We start from the raw sequence: 26,933 nt of genomic DNA on the forward strand, positions 1-26,933 counted from the left end.
AATTTAATGAAAGTTTTAGTTACTGGTACAGCTGGATTCATTGGCTTTCATGTAGCACAAAGATTGTGTGAACGAGGTGATGAAGTCATCGGTATCGATAATCTTAATGATTACTATGATGTAAATCTGAAAAAGGCACGTCTGCAAAAATTAACTGATTTTGCAAATTTCAAATTTATTCGCCTTGACTTAGCTGAGCGAGAAAATATGGCACAGTTGTTTGCAACTCATGATTTCCAACGAGTCATTCATCTTGGTGCCCAAGCTGGTGTTCGCTATTCAATCAAAAATCCGTATGCTTATATTGACAGCAATATAATTGGTTTTTTAAATATCCTGGAGGGATGTAGACATCATCAGATAGAGCATCTCTGTTACGCTTCTTCTAGCTCGGTGTATGGCGCCAACGAATCCTTACCTTTTTCAGTTCATGATAATGTAGACCATCCTTTGAGTTTGTACGCAGCCACGAAAAAAGCAAATGAACTTATGGCTCACAGTTACAGTCATTTATATCAATTACCTACCACAGGATTACGTTTCTTCACAGTCTACGGACCTTGGGGTAGGCCAGATATGGCTCTTTTTAGCTTTACAAAAAAGATCCTTAATGATGAGCCTATTGATGTATTTAATTTTGGAAATCATCGGCGTGACTTTACCTATATTAATGATATAGTTGAAGGTATAATACGTGTGCACGATCATATAGCTACGTCAAATGAAGAATGGTCAGGTGAATCTCCTGATCCAGGGACAAGTGCTGCTCCATGGCGCGTTTATAATATTGGAAACAGTAACCCAGTCCTCTTATTGCGCTATATCGAAGTACTGGAGCAATGTCTTGGTAAAAAAGCAAAAATGAATTTATTACCCCTGCAAGCTGGTGATGTACCTGATACTTTCGCAGATATTGAGGCCCTCAAAAAAAATGTGGGATACTGTCCGAGCACTCCTGTTGAAGTAGGGGTAAAGTGCTTTGTGGAATGGTATCTAGATTATTATGTAGTCCGAATGAATCAAGTTTTAGAACAACCTTTGAGTTCATGATTATTTGAGTTGGGAAGTTATTTAATTAAATAAGGATGAGAATGGATGCTAACTTCTGTTGAAGAAAGAAAGCTTGCTGTTGTTGGATTAGGGTACGTGGGCTTACCCTTAGCAGTCGAATTTGGTAAAGTACGCTCAGTAATGGGATTTGATATTAATGAAAAACGGATTAATGAACTGAAAAGAGGTCATGATTCAACTTTGGAGGTAAGTAAGGCGGAGCTGCATGAAGCATCACATCTGTATTTAACAGCAAAGCCAGCAGAAATTGCTTTTTGTGATACTTATGTTATTACCGTACCCACGCCTATTGATGAGTACAAGCAGCCTAATTTTCTTCCTCTAATCCAAGCTAGTGAAATGATTGGTAGCCTATTGCAGCCCGAAAATGTCGTTGTTTATGAATCTACAGTTTATCCAGGTGCCATAGAACAAGTGTGTGTTCCAGTTCTTGAACGAGTATCAGGCTTGAAGTTTAATGAAGATTTTTACGTAGGCTATAGCCCAGAACGAGTAAATCCCGGCGATAAGCATCATCGTATCACTACAATTATGAAAGTAACATCAGGCTCAACTCCTGAAGTGGCAAATATAGTTGATGCTTTATATAAAGAAATTATTACAGCGGGAACTCATAAAGCAGAAAGTATTCAAGTTGCTGAAGCAGCAAAGGTTATTGAAAATACCCAACGTGATTTGAATATTGCATTGATCAATGAATTAGCCATTATATTCAATAAGTTAAATATAGATACCGAAGCGGTACTTAAGGCTGCTGAAACAAAGTGGAATTTTCTTTCCTTCCGCCCCGGTTTAGTAGGTGGCCATTGTATTGGTGTGGATCCTTACTATCTTACTCATAAGGCTCAAGCCATTGGCTATCATCCAGAAATCATTCTAGCAGGACGACGTCTTAATGATGCTATGGGTTCTTATGTGGTTTCACAACTTATTAAATCGATGCTCAAAGAACGTATTCACGTAGAAGGTTCAAGAATATTAGTTATGGGATTAACTTTTAAAGAAAATTGTCCAGACATACGTAATACCCGTGTTATTGACATCATAACTGAGTTAAAAGAGTACAATGTTGCTGTTGATATTTATGATCCTTGGGTTGCAAATGAAGATGTAGAATTTGAATATGGAATCTCGCTAATTGAGCAGCCTAATAGAGGTGAATATGATGGAATAATTCTCGCTGTTGCTCATCAACAATTCAAAGAATTTGGCATTGAAGTCATTAGATCATTTGGGAAAGAGAGACATATTTTGTATGATCTAAAATATCTATACCCTGCCAATATGACTGATTTGCGTCTATGATTAATACCCTTAGTTATATAGAATATATTAGGGGTAATGTTGGAATGTTATATGCTTTACAAAAATTAGTGATGAGCCTTAAGATTTTGTTATAAAAGAAAAAAGCATAAGCTTTCTCTATAATATGGAGTGCAAAATGTATAGCAAGCGTTTGCTATTTGTGATTAATGATCTGTTATTTTTTATAAGTCATCGTTTACCTTTAGCTATAGCAGCAAAAGAACGAGGTTTTGAAGTACACATTGCTACTCCTCAAGAAAAAACTCCCTCAGAAATTAAAGGGATTGGATTTATTTTTCATACTATTCCTTTATCACGCAAGGGAAAAAACCTATTTAGGGAAGTAAAAAGTATATTTGCTATTTATAGATTGATGCGGACTGTTAAGCCAGATTTAGTTCACTTAGTTACTATCAAACCTGTTTTATACGGGGGCCTGGTAGCACGATTACTTAGGATACCATCCGTTGTGGTTGCAATTTCTGGATTAGGCTCACAGTATATTTCAAGTAATTTGACCACCAAATTACGACGCAAGGTAATGAATCAATTATATCGTCTTGCTCTGAAGCATCCGAATTTAAAAATTATCTTTCAAAATCCAGATGATCGCCAAATGTTATTACAAATGGGAGCTTTTTCATTATCCCAAACAGTATTAATTCGTGGCTCAGGTGTTGATTTATCACTTTATCAGGCTACACCAGAAAAAAATGGTGAAATTGTTGTAGCAATGATTTCACGTTTATTAAAAGATAAGGGTGTAATTGAATATGTAGCTGCAGCAAAAATGCTGAGATCTCAAGGTGTAAATGCACGTTTTATGTTAATTGGAGAGATAGATTATGGGAACCCTACTTGTATCGATAAAGATCTATTGAAAACATGGCATGGCGAAGGTTATGTTGAGTTATTTGGTTTTCGAAAAGATATTCCTCAGTTAATGCAACAGACTAATATTATTGTTTTACCTTCATATAGAGAAGGACTACCAAAAGTATTATTAGAGGCTGCCGCAAGTGGACGAGCTGTTGTTACGACAAATGTTCCTGGTTGTCGTGATGCAATTGAACCTAATCAAACGGGGTTGCTTGTTCCTGTTAAAGACGTAAAAGCGCTTGCTTCAGCAATAGAACGTTTGATTGATGATTCTGATTATCGTCAACAACTAGGTAAAGAGGGAAGACTATTAGCTGAGCGTGAGTTTTCCATCGAGCATGTTGTTGCCGCACATATGGATATATATTATGAGTTAATATAAGTTATCTAATCTAACAAAACTCGAGTTCAATTTCTGGATGAATTTATTTTATGAACAAAGGAACCATTATTTATTACAGTGTAGCAAGATTTCCAGATAAAAATGCTGCGGCTCAAAGAGTAATTGCGAACGCTAAAATATTAAGATCACTGGGGTATGAGGTTATTTTGGTTGGCTTTACTACGATCAAGGAAGAAGAGGGTCTTAGCGTTTTTTTTGAATTTGATTGTTACCTTCTTTTTTATCCTCATGATAAGAAATCGTGGTTTTCCTATTTGATAGGAAACCAGAAGCTATTTGATATTTTTGAGGCATATCAGTCTTCTTTGAAAGCAGTTATATTTTATAATTTTCCCAGTTTAGCTCAGTATAGAATAATGAAAAAATCAAGACGATTGAAGATAAAGTGTATTTCTGATATAACTGAGTGGTATGATTCATCTTCGGGAAGTTATCTGTTTCGATTTTTGAAGTGGTATGACTCTTCTCTGCGTATTTATAGAGTAGCTCAATCTTCTGATGGTATTATTACAACGAGCGCATTTATGACCGATTTTTATTTGCAACGCACTAGTAAGGTAGTTCAAATTCCCACGTTATATGATTGTCACAATTTGAAATTAATAGAGATTGATGATTCTGCTCAAGGGAATAGTTCTCTAAGAAAATTTGTTTATTGCGGCACCCCATTTGATCCTAAAAGAGTAAACAAAAATAAATCTAATCTGAAAGATAGGTTAGATTTAGTTATTCTTTTATTTAATAAATTATTTCAAGAAGAGAAAGAGTTTGTATTACAAATCTATGGCATTACAAAATCTGAATATTTAGAAGTTTTTTCCGAGCATAAGCTTATTCTTGAAAGCCTTAAAGATAAAATTTTTTTTAATGGGATTGTTCCTCATACAGAGGTTATTAAGGCTCTTCAAGAAGCTGACTTTTCTATTTTTTTTAAAGAAAACAACAGAATAAACGACGCTGGGTTTCCATCCAAGCTAGCTGAATCCATCACTTATGGCACCCCCGTCATTATTAATAAAACAAATGGCTTAAAAAGATATGATGGAATAGAAGGAATAATCTTTTTAAATAATGCTCATAATTCTGTCAAATTAAATGACATATGGTTATGGACTAAAAATGATATAAGAAATATGAAAAAGAAAGTATTAAATAGCAAATTATTTCATTATGAGAATTACTCATCTCAAGTCGGTGATTTTTTAAATTCAATTGGTTTGGAATAAAAATGAAACGTTTACTTAAATTATTTTATATGCCTTTTAATTGGCTTCACGCCATTCTTTGGCCTGTTTCGTATGCAAAAAAAATTGGAGTAAATATTAATGGGAAAGTGGCTATTTATGGCTCGAGCCATGGAATGTTCAGTTCTGAGCCATACCTCGTGACATTAGGAGATAATGTAATCATTGCCATAGGTGCAAAATTTATTTGTCATGATGGGCCTGTTGATCTCTTTAGAAACAGAATACCCGATCTTGAATTAGCCGGAGAAATTATAGTTGGCAACAATGTTTTCATAGGAACTGGAGCCTTAATATTATATGATGTAAAGATTGGGGATAACTGTATAATTGGAGCCAATGCGATTATTACCAAGGATGTCCCTTCGGGTAGTGTTGTGGCGGGCTCACCTGCGCGAGTAATTGGCACAACCGAGGCCTTCCTTGAAAAAGCTCAATTAAAGTCATTAAAAATTGGTCATTTAAAGGGCAAAGAAAAGGTAGCTGCGTATAAAAAAATATTCAACAAATTTTAATTGGGTTGCATAAGGATAAGCTAGCAATAGAGTTATGGAAGTATGTTAAATATAAAAAGAGCTCTACCATTGTATGTCTATCTTGGATTAACTTGTTTATTAATTATTGCAATTAATTTCGGCCCCATACAATACAATGATTTCAACTATTTTGAGGTTTCAACATACTTATTAATATTAGTTTTAATTTTTGTTTTAGGATATTTATTAGGATGTAGCGGGAGATTAAATCAAAAAAATCAGTCCCAGCGTTCTTTTTTGCTATTATTTCAAATTATAAAACTCATTCTCTTATATTGTGTTCTTAGTTACTTTTTTAAATGGTTATCGCTAATTATTTCAGGTCACACCCTTAGTTTGAGTGCCCTTGGTAAAAGTTACGCAGAGCATTACTCTGGCTATGTTCGAGGCCAAGCAAGCATTGACTCTCTCTATGTATTTAATATATTTGATGAGTTGATGGCTTTTTTAGGGGTAATTTTCTCTTTCTCTTTTTATAAAGATTTTAGCTTCAGGATAAAAATTGCATGTATATTTGTAACAACTTCATATGTATTAATAAACTTGTTAGCAAATGGTAAGCAAAAATATCTTGGTGATGTAATGATTTTCTTTTTTTATTACCTCGTTATGAAGTATGCAAGATCAGAAATAAAACTAACTGTTTCCAAAATGATAGTGATATTTATTGTATTATTGGCAGGAGTAGTGGCATTGAGTGAAATTCTTTCACAAAGATACAGTACCATAAATTTAAATGGTGAAAATATCTTATATCACTTGCATCCTTTGATGTCCTGGGATGAGAACTCCATAATTTTAAAAATTTTTGGTACAGAAAAGGGGTTTTTGATAGGTATGTTGATGATGTACTTATCCAATGGAGTCTATGGATTAAGTGTATGTTTATCACTTCCTTTTCAGTGGACCTATTTTTTAGGCTCTTCATATGCAGTAGCACGTATGTTTGAGCTTTTTTTCAAAGCAGACGGCGCTATTTTCGAGAATACTTATATTTATCGGGCAGGTGAAAAAGGCTGGGGAATGGATAAATGGCATTCTTTATATTCCTGGTTAGCATCCGATTTTACATTTACAGGAGTATTAGGAATAACGTTCTTCTTTGCATATTTTTACGGCAAACTTTGGAAGCAAATTCTTATTGAAACAAATCCATTTGCAAAGCCTCTCTTTATATTATTATCACTTGGCCTTATATTTAGTTATTCTAACAACCAAATTATGCATTCATTACAAGGCACATTGGCTTTAGTTATTATTTTTATAATGTATTTGAGTGGAAATGCATTTTCATATCAAAAAAGAATAGGTATGGGTTCGTGAGCCTAATAAATAAAAAAAATATCAAATTTGTATTTTATTTTTTATTTATTGTTCTATTGGGCAAGATATCTGGATTTTTAAAAGATTTACTTATTACCTATTATTATGGTGTATCTGACGTCTCAGATGCTTATTTTTTTTCAATGTCTCTGTCTGCTTTAACCTATGTAGCAATACATTCAGCTATTTCAGCAATAATTGTTCCTATCGCATCACATAAAAATTCAAATAATCCAATAAAAACTTTAGAGTTAAGCGTTGCTTTTTTTTATTTTTTACTGCTTAGCTTTTTTGTTGCTTTATTCTCATTTTTTTTTACTCCTACATTAGTAAGTTACTTCTCTTCAATAAATATCAATCAGTTAGATTATAAATTGGCAATAGAATATTTGAAGATAATGGCTTTTGGTTATGTTTTTTCTACAATTATTGGTTTTTATAATGCTATTCAAACAACGAGAGGGATAACTTTATATACCTATTTAGTACCGATAGCTAATAACATATTATTCTGTTTGGGCTTATATTTATTTAACAATGGGGATGGTTTAAAAGCCGTATTAATTCTTACTAATTTTTCGTGGATATTTTTATGTATTCTAAATTTTATTGTATCGAGAGACATGGTTAAAATTGATTGGCGCGTGTTTAAAGAACTTAAGCAGAATTTTAAAGTTATATTGAATATCCTACCGGCAATCATTTTGTTTTTTTTAGAACAAACAGGATTATTTGTTGGTATCTATTTTGCGTCGCAATTAGATATCGGAGCGATATCTATTTATTCCTATTCAAGTAAATTGAATAGTATCATACTCTCTTTAGTGTCTTTATATTTGACAACAGTAGCGTTACCTAAGTTTGCTCAATTATCTGCTCATAAAGATTATCAAAACATACAAAAATTATGTCTTAGCTATGTGAAAACCGTGTTTTTTATAACCATTCCAATTGCTTCATTCGTATGTTTGTATAGCATAGATATTGTTGCACTATTTTTTCAAAGAGGAAAATTTACTTTACATGATGCTGTAGGGGTTGCTTCAATTTTTAAGTTATTTATCTTCATCTTACCTTTTACAATCTTACGAGATTTATTTAATAGAGTTTTTTTTACTTCAGGTAATATCTTTAAGCCTATGTGTATCACTTTTCTTGGTGTTTTAATTAATTTAGCTTTAGCTTTCCTTTTTGTTAAAAACTACCAGCTGTCTGGCATAGTCATTGCAACATTATTATCAGTATTTATCACCTATCTACTTATGATGTTGCTTATTCAAATTCAAATGAAAATTGGATTACTTGGAACATCTATTAAACTGTTTTTTTCTACAATAGCTAGAATGTCTATGCCAATATGTATCACTGTATATTTTAGATATGAATATTCATTAGATTTATTTTTTGGAGCAATTTTATTTACAAGCTTATATGGCTTCGTTAATTTATTTCTAAATTTAGGACAATTAAGAAGCATGCGTTTAATTAACTCCACTCGGTAATCATTACCTGACTGTAGCAAATTGCTGCATCGTCTAAAAAAGGTGGATTTAGTAATTCTCCATCAAACAAATGTCACGGATCTAACTAAGCAATCCCACTAAATATGCCTCTTTTTATTCACAACGACAAGCGATCGCTTATATATTGATTAATTTGATTTTTTGTTTTTATATACATATCTTTGTTTTCTTGATAAGCGCGATACCAGTCAACCGTATGCCTTAAGGCAGTTTCTAAATTCCAAATTGGTTTCCAGTTTAAACTTATTTTTGCTTTTGAACTATCTAATTTTAAGAGCGAAGTCTCATGCAATTTTGGAGTTCTTTCATATTGCACATTCAATCTTTCACCCCAAATCAGTTGAATTTCTTGAATTATCCAATCTACCGATTTAACTTCATTCTCATCAGGACCAAAATTCCATGCCTGGGCATAATCATTCGGATGTAGGAAAAGAAACTGGGCCAATTGTAAGTAACCATAGAGAGGCTCAAGTACATGCTGCCAGGGACGCAATGCATGGGGATAGCGGATTCTCAAAGTCGAGCGGGTCAAAATACTACGAGCAATATCAGGTACAAGTCGATCCGCAGCCCAGTCTCCACCACCAATAACATTCCCGGCCCGTGCAGATGCCAACCCACATATGTTGTTAGAATTATTATAAAAAGAATTTCGAAAAGCTGATGTTATTAACTCGGCGCAAGCTTTACTATTGCTATATGGATCATGCCCACCCAGTTCATCCTTTTCGTGATACCCTCTTTGATATTCCTTATTAGCATAACATTTATCAGAGGTTACATTAACTATAGCTTTAGTAACATTTACTCTGCGTGCAATTTCCAGTAAGTTTACAGTACCCATAACATTTGTAGAGTAAGTTTCTACAGGCCGCTCATATGAATAACGAACCAGTGGCTGAGCAGCCATATGAAAAACTATTTCCGGTTGATGGGTAAGGAAAGCTTCGCTAAGAGCATTAAAATCACATACATCTCCTGTGAGACTAATTACTTTTTCTTTGATGTTGGCAAGAGTAAATAAATTAGGCTGAGTTGGAGGTACAAGCGAAAAGCCTACAATTTTTGCACCAAGTTTTTGCAACAATAATGTCAGCCAACTTCCTTTAAAACCTGTATGACCAGTAATTAGCACTTTTTTATTACGCCAAAAGGAACAATCCATCACCATATCTTCCATGGGGCTTGTTTATTTGACCATAACTCTTCTAGATAGTTTTTATCTCTTAAAGTATCCATCGCGTACCAGAAATCTTCATGCTGAAATGCAGTAATTTGATTATCTTGAGTTAGTCGCTCCATGGGTTCACGTTCCCATATGGTGGAATCATCACTTATATAGTCTATTACTTTGGGAGAAAGAACAAAAAAACCACCATTTGCCCACCCATTGCCACCGTAAGGTTTTTCTTCAAAATTAATAATTCTTCCCTCTTCAATATTAATGGCGCCAAATCTTGCTGGAGGTTTGATGGCTGTTACAGTAGCTAATTTTTTGTGATATTTATGAAATTCAATCAATTCTGTTATATTGACATTTGATACTCCATCCCCATAAGTAAAACAAAAATCTTCATCTTCCAGATGATGAGCAATACGCTTAAGACGGCCTCCTGTCATGGAGTGTTCGCCCGTGTCTAACAAAGTAATGCGCCAAGGTTCAGAATAGCTCTGATGAATCTCAGTTGTGTTTTTTTTCATATCAATTGTGACATCAGAAGTATGATAAAAATAATTGATAAAATATTCTTTGATAAGATAACCTTTATAACCTAAGCAAATAATAAAATCGTTTATATTATGTGCTAAATAGATTTTCATTATGTGCCATAGGATTGGTTTACCACCAATTTCTATCATGGGTTTGGGCTTTAATGAGGTTTCCTCACTGATACGGGCCCCCATTCCACCAGCTAAAATTACAGCTTTCATTATCTTCTTACCTCATTTTTTGTCTGCATTTTCGTATTGATTAGATGATAAAAATAAGCTTCTATTACCTAAAAAACTCAAACTGGATGCTATTAAAATTGTCACAATTCCACTTAAAGAAAGATTATTTAATAACCCATTTATTAAGCGTAACAACACAATACTAAGTAAATAAATAAAGCCATATAAGACCATAAATTTTACAAACGGTTTTTTATCATTATTGTTAAAAACCCATTTGCCAATAGTTCTAAAATTAAATAACAGCCCTACACACCATGTTATTGATATTGCATAAATATAATAAAATCCCACTTTAATCAGAACTAAAAATAATAAATAACTAATAAAAGTATTTATGCCTCCAATTAAAATAAAACGAAAGAGGTGATTATCCAATTTACAACAGATTTCTATTATTTGCATACAAAACCAAAAGTTTATTATTTTACGCAATTATTTATGATGTTTCTCAGATAAAACATAATATTGTGCCCCTAAGGGGAGCCAGCCTAGTTTGTGATCCATCTTTTGCAAGATAGGTACTTCAAAGGGCGTAAATAGGATAAACGAACGTTTTAAATTCATTAATCCTGCTTGCTGCTTGAGTTTTTTCATTAATCCGCTGCGAATTAATATCGCGTTCTTATCAAGAGGGCAATTTTTAACCACCTTAAGAGTTATCGGGTTAAGAGGATTGTGTTCGAATATAACAACAAGACCATTTAGTTTCACTACCCGCTTCATTTCCAATAAAAATGAATGCCATTGTAAAGGAGGTACATGATGCATAACACAAATAGCAAAAGCCATATGAAATGTATTATCAGCATACGGTAAGATCGCACCATTATAAGTCTGGTAAGAAACATTACTGTTTGCACTACGTGCTGCATCAATTACAGAAGAAGCAATGTCCACTCCTGAGAGACGAAGCTTATTATTTTTTTCCATGAGATAGGGGTGAATCAAGCCATGGCCACACCCAACATCTAAGGCATGAATTTCCTCATCATCGCTAGAAGCAAACTTATTTGATAAGATCTCTGTTAAATAATCTGCTTTTACTTTTGTGAAGAAATCGTGAGATTGGCCAGAGAATGCTAAAGCTTCGTTTATTTGATGGCTATAGTTATCACAATATTCATCAAATTCAACTTGCGCTTTTTTAGGGGATCTTAACTGTTTATTATTCATACTTCACTCTTAGTGATAGAATTGGTAAGATTGATTGAGCTCTCAATGATGGTCAAAGGATGATAACGGAGTTGTTTATACATTCGGCCTAAATACTCTCCGATAATCCCTAAGAAAATGGCATTTAAGGCCATGGAGAATAGTATCAGGACCACTTGCGTTGTGAAACCAGATGGCCAATTACCATGAAGAAATAATTTCCCTATCATATAAAACATGGCTAGCAAGAAAGTTGATGTTGCTACGAGCAAGCCAATAATAGACGCTAAACGCAAAGGAATAATAGAATGGCTAACGATACCATCTATAGCTAACCCTACTAAGCGAATAATAGGAAACTTACTTTTCCCATGTTGTCTTGCCTGACGTTCATAAGGAAAATCTATCTGTTTTGACGCCAACATAGAGACCAAGCCCCGAACGTAGGGTGTTGCATCGTGAATTCTGTGCAGCTTATCAAGAATAGAGCGATCAATTAAACGAAAATCTCCGCCATCAACAGCTAAATTATCATCAGAGATTCGGTTCAAAAAACGGTAAAATACTTTTCGAGCACCGTGTAAAAAAAAATTTTCCTCACGTTTATTTCGCTTACCCACAACGACATCATGCCCCATTTCCCAGTAAGACAGAAGTGTTTTGAAAAGGGCGGGAGGATCTTGTAAATCACAGTCTAACTGAATTGCGGCATCACCTTGGGCAAGCCTATAGCCTGTCAGTAAGGACTTATTGAAACCAAAATTACGAGTAAATCGAGCAATACGAACTCGTGAATCTTGTATTGCCAAGGCTTGTAATTCTTGAAAGGTGTTATCTACGCTATGATTATCAGTAAAAATGACTTCAAAGTCATACTTATTGAGTAGCTGACTTTCAAATACATTTTTAACTGCTTCATACGCTCGCGTTATATTACCTTCTTCATTAAAAACAGGAATAACTACAGATATAAGAGGCTTTAGCTTTCGATGATTATTGGCAATGATATTATTGCTTTTTTCCATGTTCATCGTATGATACTTCTTGTTTTCATAAAGTCCTTAATGTATTTTATCGAATTAAAATTTCATTAGCAAGAGAAGCCTATGTATTTAAAATTAAGTAAAGGAAGACCTAATCATAACCTTGAAACAGGACTTTTAAAACATTGTCAAATTTGTGGTTCGGAAGATTTGGATTTAGTTCTTGACTTACGTCATCAACCACTTTGCGATAGCTTACTAACTTTCGAGCAACTTAACGAGCCTGAAATGTTTTATCCTTTGCGCCAATTCTGGTGTAAAAACTGCACTTTATCTCAACTAGACTATATTGTACAAGGTGATGTCGTTTATCACCAAAATTATCCTTATCGAACAGGTGTAACTCGAGAATTAGTGGCTTATCAGCAAGAAATGGCCAATGAACTTATTAGAAATCTTCATATTCCTTGTGATAGCCTGATATGTGATATTGGCTCAAATGACGGGACTTTATTAGCTGCTTTCAAAGCAAATGGAATGAGGGTAACGGGAATTGAACCAACTAATATCGCTCATATAGCTAATCAAGAAGGCATTAAGACAATTCATGCTTCGTTTAACCAGCAAGTAGCAAAACAAATCGTTGAATCTATGGGACAAGCAAAGCTAGTCACAGCTACTAATGTGTTTGCTCATATGGCTTCTCTTGGTGATGTAATAGAAGGTTTGGAGATTTTGGTCTCTAATGATGGTTACTTTGTGCTTGAAAACCATTATTTAATTCCGGTTATGGAACGATTGCAGTTCGATACTATTTATCATGAGCATTTGCGAACATATTCCTTGCGCTCTTTAATTACATTATTTGATTATTATAATTTTACGGTTATTGATGCCAAAGAAGTATCTCGCTATGGTGGAAATATTCGCGTTTACGTTGCCAAGGGAAAAAATCACTCTGCTAAAGCATCTGTTAACGAATTACTAGCTAAAGAAGAAAGAGTAGGATTATCCGATCCTGATTACTATAAACGCTTTCGCGAAAAATCAATTAATCTTAAAAACCAATTACTAGAATTTATTATTAAGTGTCGACAAAATAATGTAAGTATTGTCGGTAATTCTTGTCCCGGACGCTGTAGCACTTTACTAAATTTTTCAGGAATTGGACCTGATTTGCTACCCTATTTAGGCGAACAAGCTACATCCCTTAAGTTAAATAAGTATTTACCAGGAACTCATATTCCAATTGTCAACAATCAACGCTTGATTGATGAGCAGCCTGAATATGTGGTTTTGCTAGCTTGGCATTATGCCGAACCTATAATGGCGCAATTGAAAGCACGTGGTCTTAATTCGAAATTTGTAATTCCAATGCCTGAATTTAAAATTGTTGAGTAAGTTTCCATGAATTCAATTTGTCTTTTTGGGGGTGGAAGGTGGTCGCGCGTTTTACTTACTGTTTTGCTTCAAGCTTATCCAGAGTTAAAGATTACCTGGGTAAGTAAAAATAGCTATGGTGAGAATGTAGAGTGGTTGAAAAAATATAAAACTCGCAACGTACTTATCACCTCTGATGAAGAGCAAGCTTGGCGGTTGAAACCGCAAGCGATAATTGTTGCAACCGCCTCGCATTTACATATGAGTTATATTAAACAAGCTCTAATTAATAGAATTCCGGTCTTATGCGAGAAACCTTTCTGTTTCACTACTCACGAAGCTCAAGAACTAATATATTTAGGTGAGAACGCAAAAGTTGCAATTGGAGTTAACTTTGAATTCATGCATGCAAGTTATCTATTTGATTTTGCAAACTATTTGAAAAATATCCGCATTTCTTCCATTGACTTAATTTGGGAGGATGTCTTTTGCGAAATGAGGTATGGTGAAAAGAAATTTGGCGATTTTTATACCCCCCTAATGTATGATAGTTTTCAGCATTGTTGGTCACTGCTTAAGTTTTTATTCCCCCAGGACCCTTTAAGTATAAGTTCGGTGTCTTATGAGGAGACCAATTCTAGAGCTATTGTTAAAGCAAACATGGGAAATAAACTAACGAACATCGTTCTTTCTCGCCGAGCAGCTCAACGTGTTAGGAAAATTTCGATTAATAAAGGTGCTATTATTCTTGATTTTGCAATAGAGCCAGGAGCTTCAGTTATCAATCAAAGAACAATTTATAACGAATGGAAGGGAAATCGTCCATTATTAGCTGCCTTAGATAGCTTTTTTAAAGTAATTAAATATCCAGCATTACTTTATGAATGGCAATTGAATATATTTAATTGTATGGATGTAATTAGTTTAAGTGAAAAAGCAACAGAATTATTAGAACAGGCCCAAAAAAAATGCCTTCAAAAAAAATATCCTCTTTCAGTGGAGGACATTATTACTAGGAATATTTTGATAGACCTTTTTCTGCCTAAGCTTGCATCTCTTGGTGATTATCATCGTGCTCATGATTTAGAAGAACAAATTAATTTTGCGAGTTATCTTATTAAAAGGCCTCCTCTGATGGAAGCCATTAACGAGGCTTGTTAGATTTCTTGCTGACCAATAAAACTCAACCATTAAAATAACTGCTAGGAAAGTGACTAACCAGTGTATAAGAGCCAATATCAGTTAAATGGGCCTGATCCCATGCAGTTAATTCTTCAGTATTACCTATTTTGGCTGCCGCTAAACAGCCATTATCATTGCAAAGAATTTTAATGGGAGAAATATAATAGAGATTCTGCTCTTTTGTATATAAGAACATTTTCTTATCAACTTCTTGTGCTCTTATATTTAGTCCTTCTTTAAGTCTTTTAGGTATAATCCCTAATCTACTATTTTTAACTAAATTTAACATCGTCACTGGTAATCCCCCACGGCTCCAGTTTGGGACCGGACCTACAATGATAATATTTTTTATGCCGCTAGAATGTAATTTTTGAATGGTAAAATCAATTTCTCTCCACTTATAAAAAGTCCAGTTGGCTGCAAGAATAACTGAATTAGGAACTTCTTTTTTTATTTGTTTAAAAACAAAATCATTAATTCTTTTACAATGAGGTCGGTTTTTTAGGGTCATACCTAAAATAGGTGGACAAGCTGATGCTGTTAATTGAGTAATTCTATAGTTTTTTTCGAGTGTCTCTTTTAAACCGGGATAAAGATGGGCTGCATGAGAGTCTCCCCACAAATAGATTAACGAGTGCGCAGAATTGTGAGTCGTACAATCATTAACTTTAAAGTTATGATAATCTTGATCAGGTTTTAAGAAACAACTTCCCTCTCGATAACCTACATGATAATTATAATCGGCATGATTTATAATTTTCTGAATAATTACAGGAAACCTAGAATTAAACCCATTAAACAAAAACGTTATATACCCTAAAATTCCAGAGAGGATGACAAAAATAAGAAGAAGAATGGGTTTTAATTTCCTAGCTGAGTGTTGGCGTATTGGTTTTTCAATATATTGATAAATTATGAAAGCTATAAAAATACTTATGAGACATATAGTACAACGAATACTCCATCGAAGCTTATCAACTTCGATTATTCGCGCAAAGGAGAGTAAAGGCCAATGCACTAAATATAAAGGAAAACTAATTAAACCGAGCCACACTAGAATTTTATTGGATAAGATCCTGCGATTAATCCAAGCTTTTTCTCCTGAAGAAATAATTAAAAAAGCTCCAAGAGTAGGTAATAAAGCCCATAGTCCGGGAAAATGTTTTTCTTGATTGAGTAGTAAAGTGCTTGCTGCAATTAATATACACCCTAAGAGAGCCCTTAAATTAGCTTGACGTATCAAATAATTACTTTTATACAATTTTAAATACGCAAGTGTGCAACCAAGAGCCAACTCCCAAAAGCGTGATAAAGGTGAATAAAATCCTGCAATACTATCGTGCCTAGTACTGAGAATATTAATCACAAAGGATAAAATCATTATAAAAGTAATGACAATTAAAAAATTATATTTTCGTTTCCAAATGAACGCGAGTAATAGAGGCAAGAAAATGTAGAATTGCTCTTCAGTAGCAAGTGACCATAAATGTAACAAAGGATTTTTAGTAGCATCTTGCTCAAAATAACCTACTTCATTCCATAGCACTACATTTGATACAAATGCCGCTCCAGAAGCAATATGTTTCCCTAATTGTCTAAATTCATTAGGGAATAAAATATACCAACCGACAAGGTAACAAGTGATGAGAGTAAATAGTAACCCAGGGAAAATGCGTTTTATTCGCCGAGAATAAAAGTACAAATAACTAAAAGTATTATTTTCCAAATGCTCAAAAATAATTGTACTTATAAGAAAACCAGAAATTACAAAAAAAACATCAACGCCTATGAAGCCACCTGGTAAATACTCAGGAAAAGCATGAAAAATAAGCACAAGCAGAATAGCAATGGCTCGTAGCCCGTCAATATCTGCTCGATACCCTAATTTGCCATAACCAAATATAAGATCTTTCTGTGTCAAAGAGCGGAATATGGCTGTTTCTCCTAGATTTATAAGATGAAGGATCTTATCTAAAATTTTTTAGTATGACTAGGAGAATTGAAATATGCTAATTCCTTTTTAATCTTTATAATGAAAATATGTTTACTATGTAAACAGATGAACTATCTTCTTTTATAATGTCACTCTCTTGGAGGGAATACATTGGTAGACACTAAAGGTCGGTTGCTTAAAATTTTTAACTAATATAACATTTTTACCAATAGAATCCTTACAAGCAGTATTTAAACCATCTAATTTATTTACCCATAAAGCTTTTTTACTATAATCCTTGAAACCATAATATTGAAAAATAGAATGAACACCATGAACTAAAGGTATTCCTGTCACAGCATATATCAAAAGCCCTCTTGCCCAAACGTCTCCTGCAAATATATCTAAATCTTTCTCGTATATTTCTTGCGGGATAAATAGCACCGAATCTTTCTTTGTGAGCTCATTTTTTTTCATAAATGAGGCTAACGTATTTTTAAAATCAAATAAAGGTCTTGGCTTATTCTGGAAAAGGTTTTCCAGTCTAAAATGATTAGTTAAAACCTGTGTAAAACTAATTGGGGTATGCAAATTTATCTTTTTGTAGTCTCTGTTAATAAACAAAAAAGGAGTATTATTTGCGCTTTTAATATGTTCACCAAGAGCCGCAATATTTGGTTTCGTACAAAAGAAAGAGAGCAGAAACCACCATGATAAAATAAATAACTTGATATTACTGGTATCAACATTTATACCATGAGTGTCTTTTGTTTGACACGCAAGAAACTGAACAGTAAAAAGAGTTAGAATGAATAATAGTCCAAACTCAAAATAATATATATCAGCTGGAATTAAATCGTTGCGTATGTGAGTTACCTCATACACTAAAAGGGTCACTCCTATTCCCGATAGCAATAATATGCTATTTTGTTTTCTTGGAAAAAGACAAGCTATTAATACAAGAGTTACTATTGTAGTGTATATAGTGGGTAAAGTAAGAGAATTTTGTATTTCGGTCAAATATATGATAAGCGCTTTTATGTTATGAAAAAATGAGCTCACGGGATTTGCTAAAAATGTGTTAAGGTTGGCGAAAGGAGATTCTGATGTTGTTAACCATTTTTGATAAAAAAAGAAGAATAAGATCCAACTAAAAGCTAGTACATAGATATGAAGGCTTTTGGGATTTTTCAATAATAAATAAGTACCAATAATTAGAGCATATACAAATCCACTCGAGACTTTCCCGAGCGCAACTACCACTACTAAAAAAAATAAAAAAACAAATTCTTTTGCTTGATTTTCTTTCGCGATAAAAATTTTATGCACCTTAACTGAGCTGAACATTATTATTATACTGGTAAACCATAATCCATGAGAAAGCACTGAACTATAACGACCAACTAACAGTGGTGCAATTGCTAAAAGAGCTAAAAAAAATAGACTTTTGTTATTTATACATACATCAAATAAAAATAATACAATTGATGAAAGAAATAACCATATTTTAAAGTAAAAAAACATCCCATATGAATCATAAGGATCAACTTTTGTTAAAAAAATAATTAAAGCATCTATATAATGACTTAACACGTGATAATTTAGAACTGGAGTCCCATGCTGTGCTGTACTTGCATAACCAAAATTGAGGATACTTTGAATTATTGAAACATGAAAAACTGTATCACGATGGTAATTTAAACCTAGTTCTGTTTCTAATAGAGGATATGTTCTTGCATAGTCTAAACAAGGATGGATAAAAGAGCTGCCTAAATCAATTAAAAAAAGAACCACCAAAATAGAAACAAATATGTTTATTAGAGTAATGTCTAACTTTTGTGTAATAAAACCACGGCAGAATAAGCTGTAAGTGCAGATTAACAAGATAAGAAATACTATGGAGGTAGAAATAATTTCTAAAAAAGTAAACTGATAAAAAATTTCGAAAGCATAAAAAACAACTATTGTATAAAAAAGAAAAATACTTAATAAAGTTACCGTCGGTAAAGAAATTCTTATATTAAATTTTTCAAAATCCATATTTATATTACTTTTTATAACTTTCTATATCTTAAATTAAAATCTCTGTTAATAATAGACTAGTCTAGAATTCCACCTAATTAATTTAGCCGATTTTCTTCTGCAGAACTTTCATGCGTGCAGGATAAGCCATGATCTTTAGTTAATGGCTCCACCGAATGTACGTATATTTGTAGTGCCTCCAGTAATTTAGATCTTTTGCTATTTAACATGAAATGAGCGCACTTTCTTTAAAGTGCAAAATGATGCAGGGCGCTATAGTCCCCATAATTTTATAAGTCATCTTATCCTTAAAAATAATTCCCTTATCATCCCAATAAATATTCCACCCATTAATCCAATAATAATTGAAAATCCAAGAATTAAATCCTTTCTAGGTGACACTGCGGAAGTAGGCTCTTCAAGATGTGCATCTAAACGAAACATACGAAAATCTTTAGGATTTATCTTAATATTTTTATACATGTCATAATAAGTTATTGCTTTGCGCAGCTCTGGAAAAAATGCTGTTTCTGACTCGCGATTATTTAAATTATCTATTTCCGCAAGCAAGGCTTTACTTCCTCGACCATACATTAAATCCGGCTTTTCCATATCATCAGTTACATTCCCTACTAATATTGGCAAATGACTCGACAAGCCAGCCGCTTGAGCGATTTTTAGGGCTTCTTTCACTCGAACTAATCGATCTGAAGTTCTTTCTCTCGCAGTTTCTCTCGCACTGTCAATTCTTTGTTGTAATTCCTTTAAAATATTTTGTTGACGATGGGATATCATATTTATGATTCCCTTTTTTGCATCACTCTTTGCCATATTTATGTATTGACTAAGCCACCCGGAGAGCTTACTTGCTTCATGTCCGCGAGCTTTAATAATGTATTGTTTAGGATCTGATTTTGGAACTTCCTTGATCGTGATAGTACGTTTAAATTGATCATAAAGAACACCTTCTTGCACTTTATCTTTGGGAGAAACAGATAAACTGGGCAGATAAATTTTATTAAAAAACTTATAATGTGTTGATTCAGCTAATAATGCAGATGAAAAAATGTTATATACAGTTATCACTTCGAAAGGTTTTATTAATTGCTCAGGAAACGAAGCCCCATAATTTAATGCCTCTATATCCATTGTATAGGGTGCTGAAATACGAGCATTTACTTCATACACTGGTTTAGCAAAGTATAGGTAAGTAACACCCGCTAAAAAGCTAATCAAGGTAACAAATAAAATAAGCCATTTTTGCTTCCATAAAGATCGCGCTAATGTCAATAAATCAATTTCATGATTCATAGGCTCTATTTGTTGTTGCACTCAAAACTCCTTAAATAAAACTATATCTCACCGGGAAAATATCTTCGAGCACGTAATAGGCTTCTTTGTATCTTGAGAGATATTTCTTTAGAAATATCATTATATTGAGCTTTTCTCAGAAAGCGTGTTTGAGTATATAATATTTATAGTTGAACTTAAAGACATCACTTGGGTCTGCTTAACATAGCCAACTATGAAGTACTTTCAGGCAAAACACGGGCTCGTTAAAATGGTGTATAGCTGTCTTAGAGATCGTTCAGCTGGCAATCGAAACCAGGCGTCTAGTAGCACAATAATTAAATACACTCGTTGAGCCTGCAACAGCAAAAAGTATTGGAATAAAAAAGCTAAAATTAATCCCCGTAAACTCAATGATCAAAACAATTGCTGTGATGGGCATTTTTTGAGCCGCCGCAAGAAATGCTGCTCCTCCAATAACAGCAAAAGCCGATATAGATATAGAGGCGCCTGGCCACAAATAACCCCAAAGAATCCCTAGAACGACAGCCATTAAAGCGCCGTTTGCAAGAGAAGGAGTAAGAAGACCACCTGAAGCACCCGCTTGTACACTAGTACAGACAATTAAAATCCTAAGTATTAAGACAACTGCAGCAATCCCAAGTCCTAATATATTCCCATCAAATCCTAATTGAGCGGCAGATCGCCCATTTCCTATTATCTCCGGAAAATAGATAGCTAATAAACCAATGATGGAAAAATTAAATAAACACGATACGATTATTTTCCAATTTCGCGGCGCTCTGCTTTGGGCTCTATTCGTGACTTTTTTAAACCAATAGGCAGAAAAACCAAAAATGGGGCCAGAAAGAATAGCCCAAATGACTATTGGGGAATCAAGTCTTAAATCAGGTATATGATATAGTGACTGATTACCAAGACCAATCCAGGAGATAACCACTGCTATTGCAGAAGTAGTAATCGCTGGAATTACCGCAAACCAATGAAAAGAGCTTAGTAGAACCTCTAAAGTAAATAAAGCACCGCCAAAAGGAACATTATAAACTGCAGCCAATCCTGCTCCTGCAGCACAAGCTACAAGTATCTGGCTCTCCTTAGGATGCAGCTTCATTTTATTAGTCAGCCAACATGCAAAAGTAGCGCCAAACTCACGAGGAGCTACTTCTCGTCCCATTGGAGAACCCAAGGCAACAGTAATAATCTGCAGTAAGACATGCACTAAAGTAGTTTTTATCGGCATGTACGGCCTAGGTGATTTAATTGCATTAGCAATACTGACTAAAGGACTACCATAGCGAAAAACGGCCCACCAGCCAAAACCGGCAATGAACCCACACAAAAGAAGAGCTGTTACTCTTCTTGAAGCAGTGGAACCAGCAATAACCTCAAGAAAATGCTTATTTTCGAGAATAGGAAGTACAGTGTGCTCATAGGCTAAGTGTTGAATAAAATGCAATAATATGGCTAAAAACATCCCTCCAAAACCAGAAACAATCCCGATAAAAATTGTGGCAATAAAAAGAAGATGCCATCGGGATGTTAAATGTTTGGTCATGAACTACTCCTTAATTCATAACGGGATCTGATTATTTAACTTTCCAGCAACCTGCAATTGATGAGCAACAATACGTGTTAGATAATCAAATTCAATATTAACCTTTTGCCCATATTTTAAAAAGCTCAAGGTAGTATTAAGTAGTGTATGTGGAACAAGCATTAATTTAATGCTTTGATTCACAACTGAATTAATCGTTAAGCTTACCCCTTCAACAGTAATACTACCTTTAGGTATTAAATACAGCATCGCGTTTGCATCAAAACCACTTAACTCTACTTCAACAAATTCATTAATGTGCTTTATAGAATGAATTTGAGCAATCGCATCGACATGCCCGCTTACGTAATGACCACCAAAACGCGTTGATACAAGCATGGCCCGTTCCAAATTTACTTCATCGCCTGCCCTTAGCTCCCCCAAAGTAGTCCTAGTCAGGGTTTCGGGAGAAACATCAAAACTCAATTTTGTGTCATCCGAAGGCAATAAAGTTAAACATACTCCGTTTACAGCGATACTTTCACCTACTTGGAGTTGTTTAAAAGCAGATGAAATAAGCAACCGACTCGCACCATCATGGTTACTATTGTTAATCACAGTACCTTTTTTTTCAATAATTCCAGTAAACATGGCTTCTCTCATTCCGGACTCAAATGTGTTCGTCTCTCATGCATGGTTTCTACACTATTAATCACCGTTTGCCGGCAAATTTCTTGCATGACTGGAATCTCTTTCAGAGGTACACCTTCATGAATGGTATAAGCAATTAGAAAACTATCGCGCCACATTTTTTCATTGCGTTTTTCCTTGGCTTTCATCCATAGAGAAACCCATAAAAAATGAAATTGCCATTTATCACGATGCAATTCCATTTCTTCGGAAAATACAGCATCCATGGCTTCCTCCATACGACATACTCTAATCCCGTCAACGAAACTGCTCTTATGGTTAACTATCTTGTCAATTAGAGGATTCTCCAAATACCAGGATTCAGTAAATGATTTAGTTTTGAGCCAGGATTTTGAACGTCGCAAGGATTCGGAAATTACTTCTTGTGTAAATGGTGTAACTTGTATGCTTAGTTGTTCAAAGAGATAATCTACATCAAGCATTACAGGTCGTAAACGTATCCCCAGTAGCTCCTGGATTTCTAAAAATTGGACATTAGGAATCTCGCCTTTCTCTATTGTAACCGCCAAGAAATGTTCTACCATCATTGTGAAATAAGATAGATCCACCTCACGCAAGGTTACATTTTCATCAAAAGCCTGAGTGTAATAATTCTTCACATCCTTTGCTGAAACTGAAGGTGTTATCCATGCATCTTTAAGACCTAATTCATATTTTAATAACAAGCCACAAAGTCTATTTTTCCTGTATTTACGCACATGAAGAAAAACTCCTTGCGAGCCCGTACCATCTATTTCTGTCGCGCGAATCATTACTTTAGCTGCTTCAGGTTCTGGTGCAAACACAACCCCTCGTTTGCGTTGGATTTTTATCCATGAATCAAACAGCTCATGATAATGCTTTGGGTACCAATACTTGATCGTCTGCAACCGTGAAAGGGAAGTCGAAGAAAGCGTAACTAATCTTATAATTTGATCCAGCGTGTGCACAGCAACTTCGCGTACCTCTGCTTTGGGATGCAATAAAATAAGTAAGGCAATATCTGCACCTTCTTCAATGTTGTATAAATCAGCCATAAGATCAATGAAGAAATCAGCTGGCATTGCATAACTTTGAGCGAAAAAATTTTCGGCGATTTCAAAAACATTCAGATCGGATAATTCATGAATTAAATCTCGAATTGCCTCTATATGTGATACAGGTTCGCCCTCAGGAAGCAGCTCTTCTTCCTCACTGGCAAGTTCGTAATAGGCGTTTTTTAGTTCCTCAGTCAATTCAACATGTGACTCATAAAAAGAATTTAATACGGGCAGCCAAAAACTCAGTGTATGTTTGCGCAAATTGATCATTGCAGCCAGGTGATTCATCAATTGAACTAATGTTTTTGCAGTAATTTTATTATCGGATTCTGCAGCACCTTGCAATTGCGCAACACAAATATCTAAAGCAAAAACGCAAGCCGAATAAACTGAAAGACCTTCATCCAGATTTTCTTCTAAGTTACTGATAATATCGGTTAACTTAAAAGCAAGTTCAGGTTGTTGGAAAAATAAAATATATAACTGTGGATCCAGCTCTGAATTTTGTTCAATCAAGGTAGCCATTTCAGTAAGCAAGCGGTACAACTCTGACGAATTACTGGTCATATTTTTTTAGGAACCTGTCTTGGCCTGCCTTCTTCATCAATGGCAACAAAAACAAAAACGCCTTCAGTAACTTGATACGTTTCATTTTGGGTGGCAGGATGTGCCCATACCTCAACACTGAATGTCATGGAGGTGTTACCTTGTTTTATCAAAGTTACATAGCAACTCACAAGATCACCTACATGGACCGCTTTTAAAAAACTCATGGAGTGTATGGCAACTGTGGCTACTCGTCCCATTGCTAATCTTTTTGCCAATATTCCAGCAGCCAAATCCATTTGCGACACGATCCATCCACCAAATATATCGCCATTGGCATTGGTATCTGCCGGCATTGCTAAAGTCTGGATAGCGAGCTCTCCTTTTGGAGTATTGGTCATTATTCACCTATGTGATGCAAGTAGCCTGGGTTCAGCGCAGTGGAACCCGGGTTTCCAGACATGAATATCTTCTCAATCCCGGGTTCCACTGCGCTGCACCCAGGCTACAAGTTTTTAATTACGTTTTAACTTAGCTAACGCATCTGCCATTGCTGTATTAAATACTGTTTTTTTAACCGGCTCAACTTTTTTGGCCTCAGGCTTTTTCTTATGCTCCATTCTTTTAACCTGAGGAGGCTTTTTCATTTCAGATGTTCTTGCTGGTTTTTTTATTGGTTGATTCGCAGGCTCATCTTCTAGTTTCATGCTTAAACCAATGCGCTTTCTTTCCTTATCCACTTCAATAACTTTCACCGTCACAATATCACCGGCCTTTACTATCGTACGTGGATCAGAAATAAATTTGTGAGTCATTGCTGAAATATGCACTAATCCATCCTGATGCACTCCAATATCCACAAAAGCACCAAAATTAGTCACATTACTGACAACCCCTTCAAGAAGCATTCCTTCATGTAAATGTTCGATTTCTTCAACACCTTCCTTGAATTTTGCTGTTTTAAACTCTGGTCTGGGATCTCGGCCTGGTTTTTCCAATTCACGTAATACATCCCTTATAGTAGGCAAACCAAATTGATCATCAATAAAGGCTTCTGCATTCACGCTATGTAATATTTCTTTATTACCAATCAGTTTCTTGATATCAATTTTCTTATCCGCAATAATTTTTTCTACTAAAGGATAAGCTTCTGGATGAACGCAAGAAGCATCCAGAGGATTGTCTCCATTCATGATACGTAAAAAACCTGCCGCCTGTTGGAAGGCTTTTTCTCCCATGCGATTTACACTTTTTAATTCCATTCGATTTTTAAATGCGCCATGTTCATCGCGATAAAGCACAATGTTTTTGGCCAGAGCTTCATTAAGACCAGAAATATGTGATAGCAACGCAGCTGAAGCGGTATTTACATCAACACCTACAGCATTCACGCAATCTTCTACAACACCATCAAGACAACGAGCTAAGCGAGCTTGATTCACATCATGCTGGTATTGTCCTACGCCAATGGATTTGGCTTCGATTTTGACTAATTCAGCAAGCGGATCCTGGAGACGGCGTGCGATAGAAACAGCTCCTCTTAAAGTAACATCCAAATCAGGGAATTCCTGAGAAGCAATTTCTGAAGCTGAATAAACAGATGCACCTGCTTCACTCACTATAATCTTAGTCAGTTTTAAATCAGGATACATTTTTATTAAATCAGTAACTAAACGTTCTGTTTCGCGAGACCCTGTTCCATTACCAATGCTGAGCAAATTGACCTGGTATTTTGCCGCCAATTTGGCTAAGTCAGTAATCGCTTGATGCCATTCATTTTGTGGGGCAAATGGGAAAATAACAGTGTAATCCAGCAACTTGCCTGTTGCATCAACCACCACCACTTTAACCCCTGTTCTAATTCCTGGATCAAGTCCAATGGTAATTTGCGGGCCTGCAGGTGCAGCAAGCAATAAGTCGCGTAAATTTCTGGAAAATACTTTTATTGCTTCTTCATCTGCAATTTCGCGTAAGCGAGTCAGTAATTCCAGCTCCAACTTAGTAAATAATTTTATTTTCCAAGTCAGCCGTACCGTTTCGAGTAACCAATTGTCTGCTTTTCTTTGTTTATCAACAATATTGAAATGAGTAGCTACTTTATTTTCACCATACGATAAATCATGTTCGGGTAAAATAAGACTCACTTGCAAAACACTTTCTCGACGTCCGCGGAACAAGGCCAAAGCACGATGTGAGGGAATTTTCTTAATTGCTTCAGAATAATCAAAATAATCTGAAAACTTATTCACGGTTTCTTTCTTCTTGGAGCTTCCTGTTGATTTGACGATACCGTGCTGCCACAAATATTCCCTTAGTTCATTAATCAAGTCAGCATCTTCAGCAAAATGCTCCATTAATATATGGCGCGCGCCTTCTAAAGCTGCTTTTGCATCCTCAACACCAGTCTCAGGATTAATAAATTGAACTGCTTGCTCTTCAGGATCCAGATCAGGATTGTTCCAAAGTGCCTGAGCTAGCGGGTCTAAGCCTGCTTCTATAGCAATTTGCGCCTTGGTACGACGCTTTGGTCTGAAGGGCAAATATAAATCTTCAAGACGAGTTTTAGTATCTGCTGCCAAAATACTCTTTTCAAGCTCGGGAGTTAATTTCTCTTGTTCGCGGATAGACTGCAAAACGACAACACGACGTTCATCCAATTCACGCAAATAAAGTACGCGCTCATCAATAAAACGTAATTTTATATCATCGAGTCCTTCAGTAGCTTCCTTGCGATAACGAGCAATGAAAGGAATTGTTGCCCCTTCATTAAGCAGACGAATGGCTGCTTCTACCTGCGCTGGTTTAACTTTAAGCTCTTGCGCAATAATTGCAGCTAATCTCAACATCTCTTGAGTCATTTACATCCCCGTAAAACATAAATATATAACAATTGATTATTTCACCCTAAACATTACAG

At 35.0% G+C, this 26,933-nt stretch carries 22 protein-coding genes; 9 read left to right on the plus strand and 13 right to left on the minus strand.

Features of this window, described 5'->3' with window-relative positions:
• The first annotated feature begins 6 nt into the window (after positions 1 to 6).
• The 7 genes from Ltuc_RS00445 (at position 7) to murJ (ending at position 8,263) form a co-directional block, all read left to right on the plus strand.
• Positions 7 to 1,050 carry an NAD-dependent epimerase gene (locus Ltuc_RS00445; protein WP_058519403.1) on the plus strand — a complete coding sequence of 348 codons (1,044 nt, stop codon included), beginning with the start codon at positions 7 to 9 and terminating at the stop codon, positions 1,048 to 1,050.
• A 45-nt stretch (positions 1,051 to 1,095) separates the two neighbouring features.
• Positions 1,096 to 2,376 (plus strand): Vi polysaccharide biosynthesis UDP-N-acetylglucosamine C-6 dehydrogenase TviB, encoded by a 1,281-nt coding sequence (tviB, locus tag Ltuc_RS00450; RefSeq protein ID WP_058519404.1) that lies wholly within the window; start codon positions 1,096 to 1,098, stop codon positions 2,374 to 2,376.
• 136 nt (positions 2,377 to 2,512) lie between these two features.
• Complete coding sequence (locus tag Ltuc_RS00455; protein ID WP_058519405.1) at positions 2,513 to 3,637, plus strand: glycosyltransferase family 4 protein; 1,125 nt, start codon at positions 2,513 to 2,515, stop codon at positions 3,635 to 3,637.
• 50 nt (positions 3,638 to 3,687) lie between these two features.
• Entirely contained in the window at positions 3,688 to 4,884 is a 1,197-nt protein-coding gene (locus Ltuc_RS00460; protein WP_058519406.1) for a glycosyltransferase, read from the plus strand.
• A gap of 2 nt (positions 4,885 to 4,886) precedes the next feature.
• Complete coding sequence (locus Ltuc_RS00465) at positions 4,887 to 5,417, plus strand: acyltransferase (protein WP_058519407.1); 531 nt, start codon at positions 4,887 to 4,889, stop codon at positions 5,415 to 5,417.
• Positions 5,418 to 5,459: 42 nt separating this feature from the next.
• Positions 5,460 to 6,761 (plus strand): hypothetical protein, encoded by a 1,302-nt coding sequence (locus tag Ltuc_RS00470; RefSeq protein ID WP_058519408.1) that lies wholly within the window; start codon positions 5,460 to 5,462, stop codon positions 6,759 to 6,761.
• Complete coding sequence (murJ, locus tag Ltuc_RS00475) at positions 6,758 to 8,263, plus strand: murein biosynthesis integral membrane protein MurJ (protein ID WP_058519409.1); 1,506 nt, start codon at positions 6,758 to 6,760, stop codon at positions 8,261 to 8,263. The genes Ltuc_RS00470 and murJ overlap by 4 nt, the downstream gene beginning before the upstream one ends.
• 118 nt (positions 8,264 to 8,381) lie before the next feature.
• Here murJ and rfbG read toward each other — a convergent pair whose 3' ends face one another.
• The 5 genes from rfbG to Ltuc_RS00500 are packed head-to-tail and all read right to left on the minus strand — an operon-like array spanning position 8,382 to position 12,426.
• Positions 8,382 to 9,452: a CDP-glucose 4,6-dehydratase gene (rfbG, locus tag Ltuc_RS00480; protein WP_058519410.1), complete on the minus strand. Its 1,071-nt coding sequence runs from the start codon at positions 9,450 to 9,452 to the stop codon at positions 8,382 to 8,384.
• The gene (gene rfbF, locus Ltuc_RS00485; RefSeq protein ID WP_058519411.1) at positions 9,452 to 10,219 is read right to left on the minus strand and encodes a glucose-1-phosphate cytidylyltransferase; all 768 of its coding nucleotides are present in this window, start codon (positions 10,217 to 10,219) and stop codon (positions 9,452 to 9,454) included. The genes rfbG and rfbF overlap by 1 nt, the downstream gene beginning before the upstream one ends.
• A 12-nt stretch (positions 10,220 to 10,231) precedes the next feature.
• Entirely contained in the window at positions 10,232 to 10,645 is a 414-nt protein-coding gene (locus tag Ltuc_RS00490; RefSeq protein WP_058519412.1) for a GtrA family protein, read from the minus strand.
• 30 nt (positions 10,646 to 10,675) lie between these two features.
• On the minus strand, positions 10,676 to 11,416 hold the full coding sequence (locus Ltuc_RS00495; RefSeq protein ID WP_058519413.1) for a class I SAM-dependent methyltransferase: 741 nt from the start codon (positions 11,414 to 11,416) through the stop codon (positions 10,676 to 10,678).
• On the minus strand, positions 11,413 to 12,426 hold the full coding sequence (locus tag Ltuc_RS00500) for a glycosyltransferase family 2 protein (protein WP_238584043.1): 1,014 nt from the start codon (positions 12,424 to 12,426) through the stop codon (positions 11,413 to 11,415). The genes Ltuc_RS00495 and Ltuc_RS00500 overlap by 4 nt, the downstream gene beginning before the upstream one ends.
• A gap of 75 nt (positions 12,427 to 12,501) precedes the next feature.
• On the opposite strand from Ltuc_RS00500, the gene Ltuc_RS00505 reads away from it, so the two are divergent.
• Positions 12,502 to 13,779, plus strand: a complete 1,278-nt coding sequence (locus Ltuc_RS00505) for a class I SAM-dependent methyltransferase (protein ID WP_058519415.1) — start codon at positions 12,502 to 12,504, stop codon at positions 13,777 to 13,779.
• A 6-nt stretch (positions 13,780 to 13,785) separates the two neighbouring features.
• Positions 13,786 to 14,919 (plus strand): Gfo/Idh/MocA family oxidoreductase, encoded by a 1,134-nt coding sequence (locus tag Ltuc_RS00510; RefSeq protein ID WP_058519416.1) that lies wholly within the window; start codon positions 13,786 to 13,788, stop codon positions 14,917 to 14,919.
• Between the two features lie 22 nt (positions 14,920 to 14,941).
• Here Ltuc_RS00510 and Ltuc_RS00515 read toward each other — a convergent pair whose 3' ends face one another.
• The 8 genes from Ltuc_RS00515 to Ltuc_RS00550 all read right to left on the minus strand — a co-directional run bounded on the left by Ltuc_RS00515 (position 14,942) and on the right by Ltuc_RS00550 (position 26,874).
• Positions 14,942 to 16,861, minus strand: a complete 1,920-nt coding sequence (locus Ltuc_RS00515; RefSeq protein WP_238584044.1) for an acyltransferase family protein — start codon at positions 16,859 to 16,861, stop codon at positions 14,942 to 14,944.
• A 153-nt stretch (positions 16,862 to 17,014) separates the two neighbouring features.
• Positions 17,015 to 18,913, minus strand: coding sequence for a hypothetical protein (locus tag Ltuc_RS00520; RefSeq protein ID WP_058519418.1), 1,899 nt, complete (start codon positions 18,911 to 18,913; stop codon positions 17,015 to 17,017).
• A 279-nt stretch (positions 18,914 to 19,192) separates the two neighbouring features.
• Positions 19,193 to 20,206 carry an LPS O-antigen chain length determinant protein WzzB gene (locus Ltuc_RS00525; protein WP_238584045.1) on the minus strand — a complete coding sequence of 338 codons (1,014 nt, stop codon included), beginning with the start codon at positions 20,204 to 20,206 and terminating at the stop codon, positions 19,193 to 19,195.
• A gap of 277 nt (positions 20,207 to 20,483) precedes the next feature.
• Positions 20,484 to 21,761, minus strand: a complete 1,278-nt coding sequence (locus Ltuc_RS00530) for a chloride channel protein (protein WP_058519420.1) — start codon at positions 21,759 to 21,761, stop codon at positions 20,484 to 20,486.
• 15 nt (positions 21,762 to 21,776) lie between these two features.
• Complete coding sequence (gene ribE / locus Ltuc_RS00535; RefSeq protein WP_058521553.1) at positions 21,777 to 22,391, minus strand: riboflavin synthase; 615 nt, start codon at positions 22,389 to 22,391, stop codon at positions 21,777 to 21,779.
• 8 nt (positions 22,392 to 22,399) lie between these two features.
• On the minus strand, positions 22,400 to 24,037 hold the full coding sequence (locus Ltuc_RS00540) for a hypothetical protein (protein WP_058519421.1): 1,638 nt from the start codon (positions 24,035 to 24,037) through the stop codon (positions 22,400 to 22,402).
• Positions 24,034 to 24,417: an acyl-CoA thioesterase gene (locus tag Ltuc_RS00545; RefSeq protein WP_058519422.1), complete on the minus strand. Its 384-nt coding sequence runs from the start codon at positions 24,415 to 24,417 to the stop codon at positions 24,034 to 24,036. Before Ltuc_RS00545 ends, Ltuc_RS00540 begins: the two co-directional genes overlap by 4 nt.
• Before the next feature lie 114 nt (positions 24,418 to 24,531).
• Positions 24,532 to 26,874 (minus strand): Tex family protein, encoded by a 2,343-nt coding sequence (locus tag Ltuc_RS00550; protein WP_058519423.1) that lies wholly within the window; start codon positions 26,872 to 26,874, stop codon positions 24,532 to 24,534.
• Positions 26,875 to 26,933: the final 59 nt, after the last annotated feature.

This window comes from Legionella tucsonensis, from assembly GCF_001468035.1.
Taxonomy (GTDB): Bacteria; Pseudomonadota; Gammaproteobacteria; order Legionellales; family Legionellaceae; genus Legionella; species Legionella tucsonensis.